Source organism: Rahnella sp. AN3-3W3, from assembly GCF_003263545.1.
In the GTDB taxonomy this organism is placed as follows: Bacteria; Pseudomonadota; Gammaproteobacteria; order Enterobacterales; family Enterobacteriaceae; genus Rahnella; species Rahnella variigena.
In genome coordinates, this window is the sequence record NZ_JYDG01000013.1 from 176,829 (window position 1) to 195,131 (window position 18,303).

The 18,303-nt window shown below is 51.3% G+C and carries 19 protein-coding genes; 10 read left to right on the forward strand and 9 right to left on the reverse strand.

The genetic code is table 11. The features are described from left to right. The first annotated feature begins 20 nt into the window (after window positions 1–20). Window positions 21–584 carry a sugar O-acetyltransferase gene (locus UC15_RS06120; protein ID WP_112287602.1) on the forward strand — a complete coding sequence of 188 codons (564 nt, stop codon included), beginning with the start codon at window positions 21–23 and terminating at the stop codon, window positions 582–584. Between the two features lie 8 nt (window positions 585–592). Here UC15_RS06120 and UC15_RS06125 read toward each other — a convergent pair whose 3' ends face one another. From UC15_RS06125 to UC15_RS06150, 6 genes are all read right to left on the reverse strand, one after another. Next, window positions 593–1,300, reverse strand: coding sequence for a helix-turn-helix domain-containing protein (locus tag UC15_RS06125; RefSeq protein ID WP_232829824.1), 708 nt, complete (start codon window positions 1,298–1,300; stop codon window positions 593–595). Between the two features lie 23 nt (window positions 1,301–1,323). Further along, window positions 1,324–1,770 (reverse strand): fimbrial protein, encoded by a 447-nt coding sequence (locus UC15_RS06130; protein ID WP_157960965.1) that lies wholly within the window; start codon window positions 1,768–1,770, stop codon window positions 1,324–1,326. 95 nt (window positions 1,771–1,865) lie between these two features. Further along, window positions 1,866–2,873 carry a fimbrial protein gene (locus UC15_RS06135; protein WP_112287605.1) on the reverse strand — a complete coding sequence of 336 codons (1,008 nt, stop codon included), beginning with the start codon at window positions 2,871–2,873 and terminating at the stop codon, window positions 1,866–1,868. A gap of 17 nt (window positions 2,874–2,890) precedes the next feature. Then, window positions 2,891–5,473, reverse strand: coding sequence for a fimbria/pilus outer membrane usher protein (locus UC15_RS06140; protein WP_112287606.1), 2,583 nt, complete (start codon window positions 5,471–5,473; stop codon window positions 2,891–2,893). Window positions 5,474–5,574: 101 nt separating this feature from the next. Further along, window positions 5,575–6,252: a molecular chaperone gene (locus UC15_RS06145; protein WP_112287607.1), complete on the reverse strand. Its 678-nt coding sequence runs from the start codon at window positions 6,250–6,252 to the stop codon at window positions 5,575–5,577. 89 nt (window positions 6,253–6,341) lie between these two features. Then, window positions 6,342–6,869, reverse strand: a complete 528-nt coding sequence (locus tag UC15_RS06150; protein ID WP_112287608.1) for a fimbrial protein — start codon at window positions 6,867–6,869, stop codon at window positions 6,342–6,344. Window positions 6,870–7,309: 440 nt separating this feature from the next. On the opposite strand from UC15_RS06150, the gene UC15_RS06155 reads away from it, so the two are divergent. The 5 genes from UC15_RS06155 (at window position 7,310) to UC15_RS06175 (ending at window position 10,765) form a co-directional block, all read left to right on the forward strand. Then, the gene (locus tag UC15_RS06155; protein ID WP_112287609.1) at window positions 7,310–7,894 is read left to right on the forward strand and encodes a helix-turn-helix domain-containing protein; all 585 of its coding nucleotides are present in this window, start codon (window positions 7,310–7,312) and stop codon (window positions 7,892–7,894) included. A gap of 210 nt (window positions 7,895–8,104) precedes the next feature. After that, window positions 8,105–8,500, forward strand: coding sequence for a cupin domain-containing protein (locus tag UC15_RS06160; protein WP_112287665.1), 396 nt, complete (start codon window positions 8,105–8,107; stop codon window positions 8,498–8,500). A gap of 232 nt (window positions 8,501–8,732) precedes the next feature. Continuing rightward, a complete protein-coding gene (locus UC15_RS06165) occupies window positions 8,733–9,800 on the forward strand; it encodes a diguanylate cyclase (RefSeq protein ID WP_112287610.1) in 1,068 nt (355 codons plus the stop codon). A 68-nt stretch (window positions 9,801–9,868) separates the two neighbouring features. After that, window positions 9,869–10,222 (forward strand): hypothetical protein, encoded by a 354-nt coding sequence (locus UC15_RS06170; protein ID WP_112287611.1) that lies wholly within the window; start codon window positions 9,869–9,871, stop codon window positions 10,220–10,222. A 24-nt stretch (window positions 10,223–10,246) separates the two neighbouring features. After that, the gene (locus tag UC15_RS06175; protein ID WP_112287612.1) at window positions 10,247–10,765 is read left to right on the forward strand and encodes a cupin domain-containing protein; all 519 of its coding nucleotides are present in this window, start codon (window positions 10,247–10,249) and stop codon (window positions 10,763–10,765) included. A 39-nt stretch (window positions 10,766–10,804) separates the two neighbouring features. Here the strand turns inward: UC15_RS06175 and UC15_RS06180 are convergent, their stop codons facing one another. After that, window positions 10,805–11,050: a hypothetical protein gene (locus UC15_RS06180; protein WP_112287613.1), complete on the reverse strand. Its 246-nt coding sequence runs from the start codon at window positions 11,048–11,050 to the stop codon at window positions 10,805–10,807. Window positions 11,051–11,361: 311 nt separating this feature from the next. Between UC15_RS06180 and UC15_RS06185 the strand changes: the two genes are divergently transcribed. The 4 genes from UC15_RS06185 to cspE all read left to right on the forward strand — a co-directional run bounded on the left by UC15_RS06185 (window position 11,362) and on the right by cspE (window position 16,132). Beyond that, complete coding sequence (locus UC15_RS06185; RefSeq protein ID WP_112287614.1) at window positions 11,362–13,452, forward strand: prolyl oligopeptidase family protein; 2,091 nt, start codon at window positions 11,362–11,364, stop codon at window positions 13,450–13,452. Between the two features lie 203 nt (window positions 13,453–13,655). Further along, window positions 13,656–14,786 (forward strand): ABC transporter substrate-binding protein, encoded by a 1,131-nt coding sequence (locus UC15_RS06190; RefSeq protein ID WP_112287615.1) that lies wholly within the window; start codon window positions 13,656–13,658, stop codon window positions 14,784–14,786. Window positions 14,787–15,001: 215 nt separating this feature from the next. Then, a complete protein-coding gene (locus UC15_RS06195) occupies window positions 15,002–15,745 on the forward strand; it encodes a DUF2076 domain-containing protein (RefSeq protein ID WP_112287616.1) in 744 nt (247 codons plus the stop codon). A gap of 177 nt (window positions 15,746–15,922) precedes the next feature. Next, window positions 15,923–16,132, forward strand: a complete 210-nt coding sequence (gene cspE, locus UC15_RS06200) for a transcription antiterminator/RNA stability regulator CspE (protein WP_009636912.1) — start codon at window positions 15,923–15,925, stop codon at window positions 16,130–16,132. A gap of 64 nt (window positions 16,133–16,196) precedes the next feature. Here cspE and UC15_RS06205 read toward each other — a convergent pair whose 3' ends face one another. Beyond that, window positions 16,197–17,384 (reverse strand): multidrug effflux MFS transporter, encoded by a 1,188-nt coding sequence (locus tag UC15_RS06205; protein ID WP_112287617.1) that lies wholly within the window; start codon window positions 17,382–17,384, stop codon window positions 16,197–16,199. Between the two features lie 9 nt (window positions 17,385–17,393). Then, complete coding sequence (locus tag UC15_RS06210; RefSeq protein ID WP_112287618.1) at window positions 17,394–18,050, reverse strand: TetR family transcriptional regulator; 657 nt, start codon at window positions 18,048–18,050, stop codon at window positions 17,394–17,396. Between the last annotated feature and the right edge of the window lie 253 nt (window positions 18,051–18,303).

An 18,303-nucleotide genomic window follows, 5' to 3' on the forward strand; every position in this document is an offset into this window, starting at 1 on the left:
ATACTTTCAGGGAGCAGCTAATGCGTGAATTAGAAAAAATGATCCAAGGTTTGGATTACCAAATCAATGATGCGGAATTACGTGAAATTCGTTATCAGACCCGCGGTAAAGTGGATGAGTTTAATGCGCTGAGTGCCCGCCAGGCGCCTGAGAAAGATGCGCTGATAAGAACGATTTTTAGTGAGGTGGGCAGCAATGTTCATTTCGAAAAAGGCATGCGCATTGATTACGGTATCAATACCACGCTCGGCAATAATGTTTTCATCAATTTCAATTTTGTTCTGCTCGATTGCGCACCGGTCACGATAGGAAATAACGTTTTCATCGGGCCTGACGTGCAGATTTATACCGCACAACATCCGCTGGATATTGATCTGCGGCGTGAACATATTGGCAGCGCACAGCCGGTGAGTATCGGGAATGATGTCTGGATTGGCGGCGGTTGCATAATTTTGCCTGGCGTGACGCTGGGTGATGGTTGCACGGTTGGTGCTGGCAGTGTGGTGACCCGCTCTGTACCTGCGGGCGCAGTCGCCTGTGGCAACCCGTGCCGGATAATCCGTGATAATGCGCAGAGGGGCTGACTGAGTGTTCAGTATTTCAGGGGCAGTTTATGTACTTTTTTGAGAATGCCGTTTTCCAGGGTGACATAGCCCCCTTGTTTTAACTGGGCGAGCATTTTCATGATAGTACTGCGGGAAAGACGTGTCTTTTGCTGAACATAGGTTACGGCGACGGTAATATTACGAATTTCCTCAGGTTCATTCATCAGTTCAATCAGATGAAAACGAATGATTTCATAAGATGAATTACCGGTAAGCAATACACCTTTGGTGAATATACTGCCGGTCATTCTGAAAATATGTTTGGATAACATCTCCCATAAATCAAGCTCATTAATTAACGCGTGCATTTCTGGAACGGTAGTCATCGCCACTTCTGATTCTACCTTCGATTCAATATATAAACCCGCTGATTCCGGTATCGCTCCGCCTATACCGATAATGCCCGGTAACTGTAATGTGCCAAGTAAAACAGGATCGGCACTGTGATGAATGCTGAACCAGCCATTGCGGACGAAATAACAATATGACGTACCGTTTTTGAATAAATCAAAGCGCGTCTGCGCAGGAACTATATTGAATTCCAGATACGGGCTGAGTTTCTCAAACAGTGCAGCCGTCGCATAGAGCAGGCTTGTATCGTGTTCACTTTTCAGCGTCGTAGGGTCTTTCATTGCAAGTGCCAGGGTGACAGAGAATTCTTTTAAATTTAGCACAATTCTCTGCAGGTCGGGCACCACTGCGCCAGTGGATTTAAACGTTACTGATAAGTAAACGTCATGAGCATCACGCTGTTAATATCCCCCGAACCGGCACTGCCCGCGGGGGCGATAACCCGTCCGGCCAGGGCGAAAATGGCGTTGTGCTGAACCGGATCAATACCGACCGTCATTGTACTGCCGCTGCCTTTTACGCTGGATTTTGTGGCGTCATCCACCACCTGAATCGCCACATTGGCGGCAGAACCGCTGTTAAGAAAGAGTGTCGGGTCGCCCGGATACACTGCGCCGCTAAAGGTGGCGGTTGCACTGACGGTGGTCGCGGGACAATTGTTCAGTCTGACCTGAAAGGGCTTCCAGTCCGAAGCGGCACCCGCAGTACGTAAATCTGTTCCGAGTAATTGCCCGAAGTTTACTGTCCGGCTGACCGAACCGGTATCGACGGAGCAGGGCGCGGCAACGATATTCCCCGTGACGTTGATATTCACGAGATCGGTAGCCCTTACCTGATTTGAAAACAGAATTACGGGTAATGCGCAGCCGGATGCGAATAAGATTTTAAATCTTTGCAGGTTCATTTTCATTATTGATACGCCAGTGTGACAGTGGCGGAGGCATTGGCTTGTCCCGGGATCACCGTATCTGAGACCTGATAATAGCGGGCAGTGAATGCCGCGTTCAGCGTGCCACCTGAATTTGAAACAGCGCCAGCCTGAAAATAACTATCAAACGTCACCGGCATATTATTGAAAAGCATTTGTACACCGATGCCTGTCGCATTGTTGGTGCCGCTGGTGATAGCCATCACGCCGTCAGGTTTAGACGCATAGGCAGGGGAACTCATGCTCACTGTGATATTGACCGGATTATCGCAGGTCACCGGAATGAAGAAGTTTCTGTCGCCTGCGGTAGAACCCGGACCGGTAAAAGCATTCACCGGGATATCGCCCAGCGGAACGGGGACAGTACTTCCCGTTGAACAGGAAACGCTGCGATAGATAATATTCCCCGCGTAAGAAACGGAGCTGTCGGTTGAACTGCCCAGACCCCAGCCGGTGTTATACATGCCGATACCGAATTTAGTCTGCGACTGGTTAAGCGAGCCGGTGCCGATGGTGGCAGAGGTTTTAACCAGCGCCAGAGTCATGCTGACAGAAAATGTTTTTCCTGGCGTACTGGAAATATATCCCAGCGGCGTGTTGCGGGTATCACAGCTCGTGCCCGCCCCCACGACACGTTGTCCGGCTGAGTTGACCAGCGTAATGCCAATGCCGCTGACGCCGGTATTATAAACGCCGGGCATACCGCTGATTTCTGTCCCGTTACCGTAATAACAGGTGATGATCACCGCGCCCTGAGGGACGCCGCTGATTGCCGCGCAGTTACCGGCAAAAGCGAACACTTTCTCCGTGCCGGGAATGGTCGATCCAACGGGTAAACTGGCATCCACCGCGATACTACCGAGCGTTGCGACACCCGGAATATTTGGCGAGCTGGTGCAACCGGTGTTGGCCGCCAGCGCGGCGGGTGAAAGAAAACTCAGACCGGCGAGTAAACCGGCCAGCATCACTATTTTTTTGATTATTTTCATCATCGGTATCCTTTCCCTTACCTGCATTGCGCGTTCAGCACCTGAACGCCTGTCGAGTCTGTCGCTGGTTTTGCCAGGCTGTAATGCACGGCACACTGTTCCGCCGGGGTGTTTCCCCATTTCGCCAGCAGCGAACCGCTTTCTGCCATGCCGGTCAGATAGACCTGTCCGGCGTCGCCGACAATAAAGCCTTGCGCGGTCTTCTGCGCCGTATCACTGACCGTGGCACCGAAAGGTACCGGTGAGCCATTCTGGCGCTGCAATGTCATCATCATGCGCAGGCCCACGCTTGCCGCAAAACGGGCACGCACGACCGCTCCGCGGGTCGGGATCACCGTCTGCGTGGTCTGTGGCAGTTCAACATCGTCAGGCAATGTTTCAGTGTCCAGTTGCACCAGATTCTTACGGTACGGACTGCTGTAGGGAACGATGGCATAACCGCGCCAGTCGGTTTTTACGCCAGGCTGATTGCTGATGCTGACACCGCTGGCACCGGAAGCCTGAACCAGCGCAAGGGTTTCGCCCATCGGCTGACCGAGCGTGATGCCGTTTTCATGAGCCAAAATGCCGCCCTGAACGCCATAGTTCAGGCGGCGACTGTTCTGGTCATAGGCATAACCCGCAGTCATTTCGCCGTAGGTACCCCGGTAATCGGCGTTCATATTGTCGCTGTTTCCCGTGCCCTGACTGCCATAGCCTTCCTGCACATTCCAGTTAAGGTTATTGGCAGCAAGCGCCGAACCGTTGAGCCCGACGGTATGCGTGGTATTTCCTTGTTTGCTGGTGTTATAGCTGTAAGTGGCGTACACCGGGGCATCGAATAAACTCAGCGGCACGCTGATGTTGAAACCGATGATTTGATCCCGGTCGTAAACACGTTTCCCGTTGGTGCCATCGTGACTGTTGCTGCTGGCATTTTCGTTATAGCTGTAATTGAGCCCGTAACTGATCCCGCGCCAGCTGTTGTTGTAGCCGACCCCGACCGAGCGCATTGAACGCCCGCTGTTCCAGTAATTCTCGCTAATCCAGCTCAGGGAAAACGACCCGGCACCCTGCCACAGGTTTTGACTCATGGTCATTTCGCTGCGGTTACGGCGTCGTCCGGCAGGCAGTTCAGCATTCTGATCCCGCCAGGTATCCATCACTTCCTGCAGGTTGTAATAACCGTCAGTGGAGTAACGGTAACCTGCAATCGCGAAGTTAGTGCCGGTCTGTACGATGTTTTTGCTGTAGCGCACCCGCAGGGACTGACCGTTGACATGGGGCTGATTTTCCATCGCTGACCACGCGTGCGTCAGATCAGAGGAAAAGGCGCCGAAGTCGCCCAGATTCTTGCCCATGCCCAGCGTCACCGACTGATAATGACTGGAGAACTGGCTGCCACCGTAGGCCGTCAGACCATGAGGCAGACCATAAATAGCCGTCCCCTGACCAAAAGGTGTCGCGTCAACATTGTTGTCATACGCGCGATATTGTCCGCCGGTCAGACTGTATTTCAGGCGGCCTTCACGTTGTAACACCGGCAATGAGGCGAAGGGCACCACCAGCAACTGCTCGCTGCCATCGGCTTCTTTAATGGTCACGTATAAATCGCCGGAGCCACCGGTCGGGAACATATCCGCGATTTCAAATGCCCCGGGCGAAACGTAACTTTGGTAGATGACGTAGCCGTTCTGGCGCACGATGACCTGCGCATTGGTGCGCGCAATACCCCGCACCACCGGCGCATATCCCTTCATACTTTCCGGCAGCATGTCATCGTCGGATGCCAGCTGCACGCCGCGAAACGGCACGCTGTCAAAGATGTCAGCGGGCGAAGAACTGTCCCCGATCGTCATCTGACTTTTCAGCGAAATAATGCTGCGCGTGGCGTAGGTATAAACGGTATCCCATTTATCTTTGCCGCTGCCGTCATGCTCCCAGGTGGTGTAATTACGCAGCCGCCACGGGCCGATATTCAGACCGGGGCGCAAATTGGCGTATTGCGTACTGCTGTTGGTGCCGGTGTGGCTGCGGGCAGAATTGTCCGCGCCGCTCAGGTTGTAGTTGAGCAACGCGGCAGTGATGCCGTTATCCCACTGAGTTTCTGGTACATTTCCGCGGGCTTTCTGCGTTATCGCCGCCTGCGGTACGCTGAGTAACAGCTGCTGCGCACTGAAGCGAAATTCGGCTGTCCCCTGCGGGATGGCATCCAGATTGGCGCAGGGCGTCTGCGCGTTGCCCAGCTCAGGAAACAGCGGCGTTTTGATGCCCATGTCTTCCAGTTGTGCGAGGGTCAGGCAGGGCGCCAGAACCGTGGAGCCGTCGGCCATTTTCTGCGTATGGAACTCCACGTCCCGGGTATCCTGCAATTCATTGTTGAGATAAATATCAACGCGATAGGTACCGGGCAACTGACCTGAGTTTGTTTCAAATACCGACAGGTCGGTGCTGCCCTGACCCGGGCTTTCAATCTCAAGCAATGCCGGGTTAAAGGTCTCACCTGCCTGAACGGCGAAAGAGGTCCCAGCGTAAAGGGCCAGCTGGCTGGCGATCAGACAGGCGAGGCTGTTCAAAAGCTGAGAAAATGGGGACTTTCCCTGTTGTTTGTGGCGATTCATCCGTGTATTCCCCTGCCGGAAGGGCTGATAACGCCGCCTTCTGGCTTCATATGTATGTTTGGGCGCAGGTGTTTTGTGCTGACGGGTTTTGCAAAAGTGAATTACAGGGCAGCGGTATGTTCATCCCCGATACCGCCGTAATCACTGATGATTTTCCAGCTGACGCTACCTGCATTCGCGCCAGCGGGCAGGGAGAAACTGGCAGTGCCACCGGGGGCGACGAACGTCACATCCTTCACGTCTTTTTCGCCCACTGTCACCTGCATAAAGTTCATGTAAAACGGCGTCGGATTGCTCACCTGCAAGGTATTCCCGTTGCGCTGCCAGTGAAGCTTTCCGGTCACGGATTCCGGTACCCCCGTCACGCCTTTTGGCCGGTAAATCAGCTTGATGCGGGTTTTCACCGCAATCTGTAATGTGTTTTGATGATCATTACTTTCCGCCGCAGGAATGGATTTGATATTCATCCAGTACAGGGATTCTTTGTCAGACGGCAGATTGCCACCGGCCTGAACGACGCGAAGCACGGTCTGTTGTCCGCTGTTGAGGCGGAACAGCGGCGGTGTGACCATAAAAGGAGCTTTCTCAGCGCCCGTTCCGGCGGCCTCTACCCAGGTCTGGATCAGGTAAGGTTTTTTGTCCGGATTACTGACGCTCAGTGAAGACTCCTTCTTGCCACCGTCATAGATCAGACGCGTGCCGCCGACGACAACCCCGGCCTGTGCGGATGTGGCGCATACCAGCGTCACGGCCAGTAATGTGCATGGGAACATTTTCATAATGTATTTCCGATAACGTAGAAATACTGGCCGGCAGTGTCTGACGGCCAGGAATAAAACTCAGTCGCCCGGTGAAGGGCGACGAAGGATCAGTTGTAAATCACAGAGAAATTCGCGACGGAGTTAGCAGGGCCCGGGTTAACAGTGTCGGACGTAGCGATGTAACGTGCTATGAACTCCAGATTGTTGTCCTGGGTGCTGGTCAGCGGATACGCTTTGGTTTCAGTGAACAGTGGCACCAGAGTATTGGTGTCATCGGTCAGCTGAATCGCCACGTTTTGCGCTACGCCTGCTTGCTGAGTCAGTGCGAGCAGGCTGGTATCGCCATTCACACTGGAACCGTCAAATTTAATCTTTGCCGTAGAGACAGTTGCCGGGCAGTTGGTCAGCACCAGGGTGAATTTGGTCGGTGCAGCGGTAGAACCAGCCCCGGTAAATTCACTTTTTGCCACCTGACCCATGACGACATTCAGCGGAGAGCTTGGGGTATTCACGATGTCGCAACCGGCATCGATAATTTCACCCGTAAAGTTCACCTGACCGCCTGCCGCCATCGCTGAAGCACCCCAAAAAATAGCGGTAGTAATAACAGCGAGACTGATTAAATTCTTTTTCATAATAATTCCTTTAAATGAATGAATCTGACTAAGAAAATAAAGTGCTGGATTTAGGGTAAATAAATCCCATCACTTTGAAATTCAAAGTATCCATGATGTGTTATGTTTTTTTTGCAGTGCCGGCAGCCATAAGCAATCTCCGCTGAAAGTTAAATAACTTACTAAAACGCTAAGATATAAACCGATACGGAAATACTTATGGCTGCGGTTGCTGGCGGCGATTTTGATTGAAGTGTGAGTATCTATACAAGATATTTATGAGTGTAATTTTACACCCACAAATAACTTTATAATTTAACGGGTTTTCGCATAATCCCTGCGCTAGAAAAGTCCTGGTAGTACTGGAAATTCGTGGAGGGAATCACGTGCAACGAGATATAAAGCCTTTTTTTACAGATAATTGCAGTATCAGAGACAAAAAGCCCCTGAAAGAAATTGAAATGTTAATCGAACATCTTTCTCCGGTCTCACACATTCTCGAAACGAATGTCAGGGACTCACTGAGTTATTCCGCTGATAAACAAAAGAATTGCTTCTTATTACACAGCGGCAACGTGATGCTGCACCGTAAAATCGATGGCATGGTATTAAATTCTGAATCCGCGCCGTATGTATTTGGAATAAGTACCCAATATACTGATCCTGATTATCTTTTTATCCGCATCCATGAACATTCGCAGGTCAGTGTACTGCCTGTCGAGCTGGCGAATCAGATTGTATCGGCAAACAATTTATGGCGCAGTCTGGCGCAGTTATTAATTTATACCGCCACACGGGTTTATGATCACTGCGCCAAGATTTCTGCGCTGTCCTCGTATGAAATTATTTGTTATCAGCTGTATGAGCTGATGTATGAAACGGAGGAGGTCAGGAATAATATCACCGTTGTCTCCTATGTGATGAACCGTACCTTCCTTTCGCGAAGTACCATCATGAAAATTCTCGCGCAACTGAAAACCGGGGGTTACATCGCTATGGAAAAAGGCATTTTAAAAACGATTAACCGTATTCCTTCACGTTATTAAGCGCTTGCTCTGATTATCTCCGCGTTTATTTTTTTCTAAAAGAAGCAAAGTCCTCCCTGTGAGGTTTAACGTAAGTCATTCATGAATAAAATTCATAACGCCATTCTGATTAGCCCTCTGGTGGCTGCCTGCTAAGGGCGATATTGTTATCTGACAATCAAACGGCCAGCGACAGTCTGTGCCGAAGCGGAGAATGAAATGACTGATAAAATGAAAATCACCAAAAGCGGTTCTGTGCCTTCACAAAAAGGGCCGGAGAATTATTTCACCGGTAAGGTGCGTATCGATTCGCCTTTCAGCGGCACAGAATCCGCCCGCGTCGGCGGTGCAACAGTAACTTTCGAGCCGGGTGCGCGTACCGCATGGCATACGCATCCGCTGGGTCAGACGCTGATTATCACGCAGGGGCGCGGCTGGTTACAGGAAGAAGGCGGTGAAATCCGTGAGATGAATGTCGGCGATATCGTGTGGATCCCGGAAGGCGTAAAACACTGGCACGGTGCTACTCCTGAAAATGCCATGACTCACATCGCGATTGCCGAATCTCTGAACGGCAGCCCGGTTGAGTGGCTGGAAAAAGTGACTGACGCTCAGTACTCAAAATAATTTTCCACCCTGCCTCAGGACACAGTTTTTTGGCTGCGTTCACTCAAATCCTGTCCGGTAATACTGGTCAGGATTTCGTTGTTTAACCTAAATTCGCGCATTAACGATTAATCCCTCCGATTTACGCCTAAAAACCCCGCTGTTCGGGCTATTGAAACCCATGCTTTCTATAGCTCTCTCATAAGCAACTCGACTACTATAAATAGACATCAACTTAAGAGTCGCTTCAGGTATGCCATATTATTCTCCCGGTGAAAGCCTTGTTCGCGAGCGTTCAGATCGCTTCTTACGCCGAATGTACTTTATGCGCATGCTGGGCACGTTCCTGTGCTTTTTGCCGATCCTTTCCGTTCTTCTGGAAAGGGGGGCTTCCTGGATTGCGATCTCTTTGCTGACGCTGAATGCCTTTGTCTGGCCACATGTCGCGATGATGATTTCCCAGCGGTCTAAACATCCCAATCAGGCTGAATTTCGAAATCTGGCGTTTGATGCGATTGCCGGTGGTGCGTGGGTGGCGCAGATGGGGATTTGTTTGCTGCCCTCGGCGGTGATCACCTCAATTCTCATTGCTGACCGGTTCTCTGCCGGAGGCTGGCAGTTACTGCGCCGCGCTGCGCTGTTTTACTGCATCGGATTTATTGTTTGCTGGCCGTTCACCGGGATGACCTTCTATACCACCGTCACTGACCGGACGTTATGGCTGACATTGCCTCTTTCGACGATTTACATTATTGCGTTCAGCGCAGCCAATTATTCCATCTCAAGAAAGCTGCGTGATAAACAGCATGAGCTGGAGAAATCGGCGCTGATGGATCCTTTTCTCGGTTTGCCCAACAGAAGGTTACTTGACCGGCGACTGATGCTGGAATTTGAACGTTCTAAACATGACCTGGCCTGTCTGATGGTGCTGGGCGTGGACGATCTGAAAATGGTGAATGATCTGTTCGGGCGCGAAGCGGGCGATTATGTGTTGCGATCGGTTTCCGCTATTTTGCGTCAGGAAACGGGGCTGAATGATTTTCCGGCTATTCTGGGTGGCGATGAATTTGTGGTTATTCTGCCGGGCGTTTCGGAGGAAGAAGCTTATGCCGTCGGTTACCGGTTATTACTGAAAACGTCTGAAATTCGTTTATCGCAGGATGAAGGGTTTCAGTGTTCATTGAGTATTGGTGTGGCGACATCGAAACATCATGAGGATTATCATCAGTGGCTGGCGACAGCGGAACGTGCGCTGATGAATGTAAAACGTAATGGTAAAAACAGTATTGGCAGCGCGGGCAGGGCAGAAGCCGTCGCCTGACTATACTGAATACACTATTAGCGACATAACGACATACACGAATGAACAAATATTTTCCCGGATGAAAAATGAAAAATATTAAAATAATGATGGTGGCAGCAGTTGCAGTGACGGGTGTTCTGGCAGGATGCTCATCAATAGATAAACCCGTTGGCGCTGAAACTTACCGGCCTGCGAATTACGATGCATCATTTGCACAGGGCGAGGCGAGCTATACCACGTCAGTGTTTTCGATACTTGAACGCCAGCGTCGCGCGGATACTTACAAGAAGATCTTCGAATTCTGCAGCGGCAAATTCCAGACGCTGGGCGAAAGTGACGACGGCGAAACGATGCATATCCGCTTCGCCTGCTTGCCAAAAGAAACGGTTCAGACCCAAAGTTCTTATTCAATACAGCAGAAGTCTCCTTCACTTTACTGAGTTTAAAACTGACTCGGAGGTTTTATGAGCAAGGAAAGACCTGATTTTATCCGTCACTGGACTGAGCTCGAAGGCGCTGACGACGGCAATTATCCTGGCGATGACGAGCTGATGTCGATTGGCGCGCCGCTCGGCAAAACGCTCGGACTGACGCGTATTGGCATTCATCATGAACGCCTGTTGCCTGGCCGCCGCACCTGTTATGCCCACGCGGAAAGTGCAGAAGACGAATTTGTGTATGTGCTGGAAGGGCATCCTGATGCCTGGATCAACGGCACATTGCACCGGCTGAACGCAGGTGACGCAGTAGCGTTTCCGCACGGTACGGGGATTTGCCATACCTTCATCAATAACACGGATGAGGAAGTGCGGTTGCTGGTCGTGGGGGAAGCCAATAAACCGGAAAACCGGATTTATTATCCGCTCAATCAGGAATATGAGGCGACGCGCAAAGACCGCTGGCAGGATGTTCCGCAGCAGGAATTTGGCGGACACGATGGCCTTTCGGATTTAAGAAGACAGCAAATAAAAAAACCGGTGTAGAAACCGGTCTTTCTGTTCTTTCCATTAATTTCTCAATAATTACTGGATGGAAAGCGACTGCCAGCGTTGCTGACAATAAGGCATCATCTTGTGGATCTTCAGACTTTGCGCCTGATGATGATTCAGGGAATAACCTTCCGGCGTGATCTCTAAGGTATCACCGGCTTTCAGGGTAAAATCGTTATCCACGGACAGGATAAGCTTCAGATTTCTGAACGCCTGAATGCAGATATACTTCAGCCCCGTCTGAGGGATGCTCAGGATATCTATGATTTTCCATTCCATATTCTCACTCCTTTCGTGTTTCTGTCTGATTTCTCGTGAGTCTTTCTGCCTCTTTTTTAACTCATAAGTCCGTCATGTTTTGTCATCACAAAGTAATGATTTCTTTATAGGCGTTCCGATAGGTTCAATGCTTGAACTGACTCACAAAAGAGGCAGGAAGAACTTTCACAGATCGCATAATGGATTAATTAGGACAAAATGCATTTATTCGGAACGAACCCTGGAAATGAAAAACGAAAGCAAAAAGACTTGAAATGACAACGATAAAACAGGTATTTCTGAATCCTTTCTGATTTTCAGGGCTGAACATCATGACAACTGATTCATTATCTGTGCCGGAGGATGATTTCATCTGGCTGGAAGGATTGCGTAACGAAAAAGCGCTCGAATGGGCGCACGAACAAAATGCCATCACACTGGCGGCTTTCACACAAGGCAGTGAATTTACGCCTCTGCGCGAGAAAGTGCTGCTAGGGCTGAACTCTCCGGAGCAGATCCCGGTCGTCTCAAAGTGCGGCAATGACTGGTACAACTTCTGGCAGGATGCACAGAATCCCAAAGGATTACTGCGCAGAACCACGCTCGACGAGTTTCGTAAACCGCAGCCGAAGTGGGAAACCGTGCTGGACATCGATGCGCTGGGCAAAGCCGAAGGCAAAGACTGGGTGTATCACGGTGTGTTCGCGCTGAAGCCAGATTTCAACCGGGCGCTGATTTTTCTGTCACCGGATGGCGGCGATGCCTCTGAAGTGCGTGAGTTTGATTTGCGGACGCTGGAATTTGTCTCTGACGGATTTTTCCTGCCGGTCGCCAAAAGCCGTACTGGCTGGATTGATCACGACCATCTGTTTGTCGCCACCGACTTTGGCGAAGGCTCGCTGACCGATTCCGGTTATCCGCGCATTGTAAAAATCTGGCAGCGCGGCTCACCGCTCTCAGAAGCCAAAACGGTATTCAGCGCCGATAAGAAAGACATGCTGGCGGCCGGTTATCACGACAGTTTTAAAGGGTTTGAACGCGATTTTGTGGTGCGCGTTATCGACTTTTATCACCGCGAGGCCTTTGTGCTCAATGGGCAAAAAGAGCTGACCCGGATTGACCTGCCAACGGATGCCAAATTCAGTACCTGGCGCGACTGGCTGCTGATCCAGCCTTCCAGCGAATGGCAGATTAACGGCGAAACCTGGCCTTCCGGCTCGCTGCTGACCGTAAACTTTGAGGCGTTTCTGGCCGGGGAACGCGCGCTGAAACCGCTGTTTATGCCGGGGGCGCATTCCTCCCTCAGCGGTGTGACGGCAACCCGCGACCAGCTAAACGGTTATTCCTTCACCAGCGATCACATCATCCTCAGTATCACGCACGATGTGGTCAACCGCCTCGAAGTGCTGACGCCGGAAAACGGTGAATGGCGGCGTGAACCGTTCGGCAAGGTGCCGGAGCTGAGTAAAATTCATGCCTGGGGCGTGGATGACGACACCAACGAATATTTCGTGACGGTCAGCGGGTTCCTGCAACCGGCGAGTTTATCACTCGGTAATCTGGATAACGGTGTGGAGGTGGAGGCTGAACTACTGAAACAGGATCCGTCGCATTTTGATGCATCGCGTTATCAGGTCAGCCAGCATTTCGCGCAATCTGATGACGGCACACGCGTGCCGTATTTTGTTATCTGTCGCAAAGACGTGGTGTACGACGGGCAAAATCCGACGCTCCTTTATGGTTACGGCGGCTTTGAAGTCTCGCTGGATCCGTATTATCTCGGCGTCAGCGGCGTGTCGTGGCTGGATCGCGGCGGCGTCTTTGTGGTCGCCAATATCCGTGGCGGCGGTGAATACGGGCCGGAATGGCATAAAGCGGCACTGAAAGAAAACCGTCTGCGGGCATATGAGGATTTCGCTTCGGTCGCCAAAGCGCTCATCGCCAGCAACATCACCTCTCCGGCACATCTTGCGGCGCAGGGTGGCAGCAACGGTGGTTTGCTGGTCGGCAATATGCTGACGCGTTATCCTGAGTTATTCGGGGCGATTGTTTGTGAAGTTGCGCTGCTGGATATGTACCGTTATACGCAAATTTCGGCAGGCGCTTCGTGGATTGCCGAATATGGCGACCCGCAGAAGCCGGAAGAGTGGGCGTTTATCCGCGAGTTTTCGCCGTATCATAATCTTGATGCGACGAAAAAATATCCGCCGGTGCTGATAACCACTGCCACCAGCGATGATCGCGTCGGACCTGACCATGCACGTAAAATGGCCGCCAAAATGCAGGCAATGGGCATCCCGGATGTGTATTTTTATGAGAATACCGACGGGGGGCATAGCGCAGCGGCAGACAAGGCGCAGTCTGCGTTTAAGCGCGTGATGGTGAGTGAGTTTCTGTTGCACTTCATTGGACGTAAAGCATAGAAAGAAAGCCGATGCAGTGATTCGGTGACTTAAGCCAAACGGGATGCCATAACGGTATCCCGTTAATATTTCGACATGTTTTAACCGCCAATATTCTCCCTAAAAACATTGCCCCGCCAATCCTTCCTTGTTTATTATTTCAGCCTTACTTGATAACAATTATCAAAATCATTTCTTATTCATTCTCATCTTCGGGTAATCGCATGTTAAAGAACACCGCTCGCGTGCTGTCTGTTACAGGTCTGATGGCTGCCTCATTCTCCGTTTTTGCTACCACCTATCCGCTGACCGTGACCGATATGGCCGGGCAAAAGGTCACCATTGATAAAGCGCCGCAGCGTGTGATTTTGCAGGATGGGCGTGATCTGCTGGCGCTGGCCGTTCTGGACAAAGCCAATCCGTTCCAGCATGTGGTGGCGTGGAATAACCTGCTGAAGAAAACGGACAGCGGCACCTGGGACATGCTGAAAAGCAAATGGCCTGACTCAGCAAACATCCTCGATATGGGATTTAGCGATAAGGGGCAGGTGGATCTGGAAACGGTGATCGCCAAAAAACCGGATCTGATGATTGCCCAGACGCGTGCCAAAGACTCGCTGGCGCAGGCTGGCGTGCTGGAAAAACTGGCTGCGCTGCATATTCCGGTGCTGTTCGTGGATTACGAACTGGATCCGGCCAAAAATACCGCGCCGAGCATTGAGCTGCTGGGTAAAGTGATGAACCAGGAAGACAATGCCCGCGCCTATACGGCGTTTTATAATGAGCACTTCCAGGCTATTCAGAAGGTCGTCGCTGCGATTAAAACCAGGCCAAATGTGTTCATTGAGCCGATTGCCGGGCGTGACGATTCCTGCTGCTTTACCCATGGGAATGCAGGCTGGGGCAAACTGATCCAGGCCGTTGATGCCAATAATATTGGTTCTACACTGCTGCCGGGCGCATCAGGCACGGTTTCTCTGGAACAAGTCATCAGCATGAAACCGGACGTTTACATCATGACCGGTTCTGCGCGTCCGGCTTCCGGTTCCGTGTCGCACATTCTGCCGTTCGGTTATGGCGCGAATGAAGCTGATGTGGATAAACAAGCCAAAGTGTTGCTGTCCCGTACCGGCGTTGCGCAGATCCCGGCGGTCAGCGCCAACCATGTGTATGGCGTTTATCACCAGTTCTACAACCATCCTTACAACATTGTCGGCATGGAATATCTGGCGAAATTTATCTATCCGCAACAGTTCAAAGATCTGGATCCGGCGAAGACGTATCACGACATCGTGCGTAACTTTACTAACCTGCCGGATCAGGATTTCATTCTGGGCTGGACGCCGAAAAAGTAACAACTGACATCTGTCCTTCTCAGGTCTGATGATTCCGCCTGTGGTCCCGCAGGCGGATTTTCAATCCCTCCGCATGTTTTCTGCACCAACTTTACCTTCGTCACATTTGTTGACACTCCGTTAATTCATACAAAAATGTAACTGTATTACTGTAGAGTTATCACGCCGGTGAATACCGTATAAGGCGTCGTACGACACATCAACAAGGTGAATTTATGCAATCTGAAGAACAGCGTTTAATTGACGGACTTTTTGGTCGCTTACAACAGGCTGAGTCCAATACAGCACCGCGTGATGCGGAAGCTGAGCGTGTGATTCAGGCCCATATTCGTCAGCAACCGTCTGCCCCGTATTACATGGCGCAGGCGATGATTATTCAGGAAGCGGCGCTGACCAAGCTCAATGCGCAGGTGCAGGAACTGCAACAGCAGAATGAGCAACTGCAACAGCAGGCGCAAACCGCCAAACCGCAAAGCAGCGGTTTTCTGGCCGGTTTGTTTGGCGGCGGCTCCTCTCAAGCTGCGCCACAGCGTCAGGCGTCGCAGGGCAGCCAGCCTATTCCCGGTACGCAAGGGTGGGGCAGTCAGCCTCAGCAACAACAATATGCTGCACAGCCGCAGCAGCAGGCTCCGGCTCAGGCCGCACCTCAGCAGCCGGGCTTTTTAGGCAGCGCACTGCGCACAGCCGCCGGTGTCGCGGGCGGTGTGGTGCTGGCCGATATGCTGACCGGCATGTTCCATCACAGCCAGCCGCAGGAAATCGTCAATATTATCGAAGAGCCGCCAGTGCAGGATCTCAATCCGGCTGACAGCAGTTTCCTCGACAATAATCAGAGTTTTGATAGCGGTCAGCCTTCCTGGGAAGATGCCTCGCTGCGCAATGATAATTCGGATTTGGGTTTTGGAAATGATGATTTCGACACTGACGATTTCAATAATGATGACGACTCATTCTTCTAACCGGTTGATGTCATAAGGCGATTAAAGGCCTTTTTGACAGCAGAACAAAGCAACAGAAAGTCAGGAGTGAGAGCTTTATCGCTTATTACCATCAGAATTCTGGACAAAAGTGAAATCTGTTGCTGTACTGTATTTGACACACATTTTGTGTCCAACATTCACGTAAAGGTAAGTTTGATGTCTAAGATTAAAGGTAGCGTTAAGTGGTTCAATGAATCTAAAGGTTTTGGTTTCATTACCCCTGAAGATGGCAGCAAAGATGTTTTCGTTCATTTCTCTGCTATTTCCAGCAACGGTTTCAAAACCCTTGCTGAAGGCCAGCGCGTAGAGTTCGAAATCACCAATGGTGCCAAAGGCCCGTCGGCTGCTAACGTTATCGCTATCTGACTTTAGCCGAATTCTAAAAAACCCGCCGAAGCGGGTTTTTTTTTGCCTGTCATTCGTGAAATGTTTACGCCGGTTTGCGGACCAGCATCATGAACATCAGGATAGCAATCGCGTAGCAGCCAAGAATGGTCAGCCCCATCGACAGCGCGGGCTGGCTGCCAAAGCCGGTCACCGGCACCGCCAGTGCGCCAAGCGCAAACATACAAACCCCGAGCAGAGCAGAAGCGCTGCCTGCGTTTTTCCCCTGACTTTGCATTGCCAGTGATCCGGCATTCGGGCCGATAATTCCTATCACCATCACCGAGAAGAACAGCGGGATCAGCAGCATCACCAGCGGCGCGTTAAAGCTTGCAGCGATGACCAGTGCAACGGAGGCCACAGCGGCGATACCTAAACCGGCTTTCACCAGAGCCAGTTCACCAAAACGACGGCTCAGGCGGGTAGACACCTGGGCAGAAATTACCAGTCCGATGCCGTTTATAGCAAAGCAGAGGCTGAACATCTGCGGGCTGAGATGGTAAATCTGTTGCAGCACAAACGGTGATGCGCCGATATACGCAAACATTCCTGCCATGATAAAGCCCTGTGTCAGGCACAAACCCATAAACGGACGGTGTTTCAGCAGTCCAAATACCGAGCCTAACATGCTGAAAATGCCGCCCTGCGAACGGCGTTCGGGGGCTAAGGTTTCATGCAGTTTCAGCGATGAGAAGCTGAACAGTAAGATGGCAATGAACGCCAGTACGCCGAATATTCCCCGCCAGTTCACCCAGTTCAGTAAGGCGCCACCAAGTACCGGCGCGATAATCGGTGCCAGCCCGTTGACCAGCATCAGCAACGCAAAAAAACGTGTCAGCTCATGTCCGTTATATAAATCCCTCGCGACTGCGCGTGACAACACGGCACCTCCGGCACCGGCGATCCCTTGTAAAAGACGGGCGACAATCAGCTGACTGATATCCTGCGCCACGGCGCACCAGACTGACGCGGCCAGCAATAAAGCCAGTGACCATAATAAAGGTCGCATACGGCCATAGCGGTCGCTCAGCGGGCCAAACAGTAACTGGCCGAAACCGAGGCCGAGTAAACCGGCGGTCAGACTAAGTTGGGCGCTGGCGGTTGTGGTATTCAGATCGCCTGCCATTTCTGGCAGCGCGGGAAGATATAAATCGGTGCATAAGGGACCCAGTGCGGCGAGGGAGCCTAGCACCAGGGCATAACCGAGGCGTTTTTCTTGCAGATGAGCGCTCATGGTAAAGGTTTATTCCGGTTTGCTGGTGATTAAATCCGTTTCGAAGAGGCTCTGGAAGTAGCGATGGTAGATGGCTTCCAGAAGCTCCGCGTCGGCGTGAATTGTCGTCAGTCGACGAAATGCGGTGCCTTCACAAATCACTGCTAAAGTTTCCACTTTGGCCGTCATTTCAGCTTCTGAAAATTGCGGGAAAGTGGCACTGAGCAGAGACTTTGCTTCGTTGAACAATTGTTTTTCAGAGTCGCGCCAGATCTTTTCCACAACAGGATTGCGGGTGGCTTCTGCGGCTACTTCCAGCATTAATGCGTGGTCAATTTCTGCCTGTTCTTTTTGAACCGCGCACAGTTCTTCTTTATAAGGCGCGCTGAGATTGCCAATCCGGCGGTAGGCCAGATTGTGTGCCACCTGCTGCAGATTGTGGGCATTGCCGGTCATCAGACTGATTTTTTTCATCACGATGCGGCGCACAATCTCTTCGATGATGGCGTCTTTATTCGCGAAATAGCGGTAAATTTGTCCCACGCTGAGCAGTGAAGTTTTAGCGATCTCAGCCATGCCGGCACCGTGAAAGCCGTGCTTGCGAAAACACAGGCGTGCTGCGGCAATAATCTGGTCGCGCCGTGCGCTGATGCGCGCGTCTTTACTGCATTGTTGTGGGTGAAGCATGATTTACCTGAGAATTTTGCTGACAGTGACTGTGAACGATCATTCTCAAGTATAGGCAATAAGGAGGAACAGGTAAATATTTGTATTATGAATGGAATGAAAAGTGACGTTTAGTTTCAGCGCTATTACGCACGACGCTGAAATGCAAACGGCGCAAACCTGAGGAATGCGCCGTTTACGGAAAAGGGATAAGTGATAACACTACGGGCAAGGCATTGTTATTCAGGCAAAGTATGCCTGTAAAAAAGCGACA

Coding starts and splice junctions, on each gene's coding strand:
- UC15_RS06120 (WP_112287602.1), top strand. CDS start 21: ATGCGTGAATTAGAAAAAATGATCCAAGGTTTGGATTACCAAATCAAT.
- UC15_RS06135 (WP_112287605.1), bottom strand. CDS start 2,873: ATGAAAATAATCAAAAAAATAGTGATGCTGGCCGGTTTACTCGCCGGT.
- UC15_RS06140 (WP_112287606.1), bottom strand. CDS start 5,473: ATGAATCGCCACAAACAACAGGGAAAGTCCCCATTTTCTCAGCTTTTG.
- UC15_RS06145 (WP_112287607.1), bottom strand. CDS start 6,252: ATGAAAATGTTCCCATGCACATTACTGGCCGTGACGCTGGTATGCGCC.
- UC15_RS06150 (WP_112287608.1), bottom strand. CDS start 6,869: ATGAAAAAGAATTTAATCAGTCTCGCTGTTATTACTACCGCTATTTTT.
- UC15_RS06155 (WP_112287609.1), top strand. CDS start 7,310: ATGTTAATCGAACATCTTTCTCCGGTCTCACACATTCTCGAAACGAAT.
- UC15_RS06160 (WP_112287665.1), top strand. CDS start 8,105: ATGAAAATCACCAAAAGCGGTTCTGTGCCTTCACAAAAAGGGCCGGAG.
- UC15_RS06165 (WP_112287610.1), top strand. CDS start 8,733: ATGCCATATTATTCTCCCGGTGAAAGCCTTGTTCGCGAGCGTTCAGAT.
- UC15_RS06170 (WP_112287611.1), top strand. CDS start 9,869: ATGAAAAATATTAAAATAATGATGGTGGCAGCAGTTGCAGTGACGGGT.
- UC15_RS06175 (WP_112287612.1), top strand. CDS start 10,247: ATGAGCAAGGAAAGACCTGATTTTATCCGTCACTGGACTGAGCTCGAA.
- UC15_RS06180 (WP_112287613.1), bottom strand. CDS start 11,050: ATGGAATGGAAAATCATAGATATCCTGAGCATCCCTCAGACGGGGCTG.
- UC15_RS06185 (WP_112287614.1), top strand. CDS start 11,362: ATGACAACTGATTCATTATCTGTGCCGGAGGATGATTTCATCTGGCTG.
- UC15_RS06190 (WP_112287615.1), top strand. CDS start 13,656: ATGTTAAAGAACACCGCTCGCGTGCTGTCTGTTACAGGTCTGATGGCT.
- UC15_RS06195 (WP_112287616.1), top strand. CDS start 15,002: ATGCAATCTGAAGAACAGCGTTTAATTGACGGACTTTTTGGTCGCTTA.
- cspE (WP_009636912.1), top strand. CDS start 15,923: ATGTCTAAGATTAAAGGTAGCGTTAAGTGGTTCAATGAATCTAAAGGT.
- UC15_RS06205 (WP_112287617.1), bottom strand. CDS start 17,384: ATGAGCGCTCATCTGCAAGAAAAACGCCTCGGTTATGCCCTGGTGCTA.
- UC15_RS06210 (WP_112287618.1), bottom strand. CDS start 18,050: ATGCTTCACCCACAACAATGCAGTAAAGACGCGCGCATCAGCGCACGG.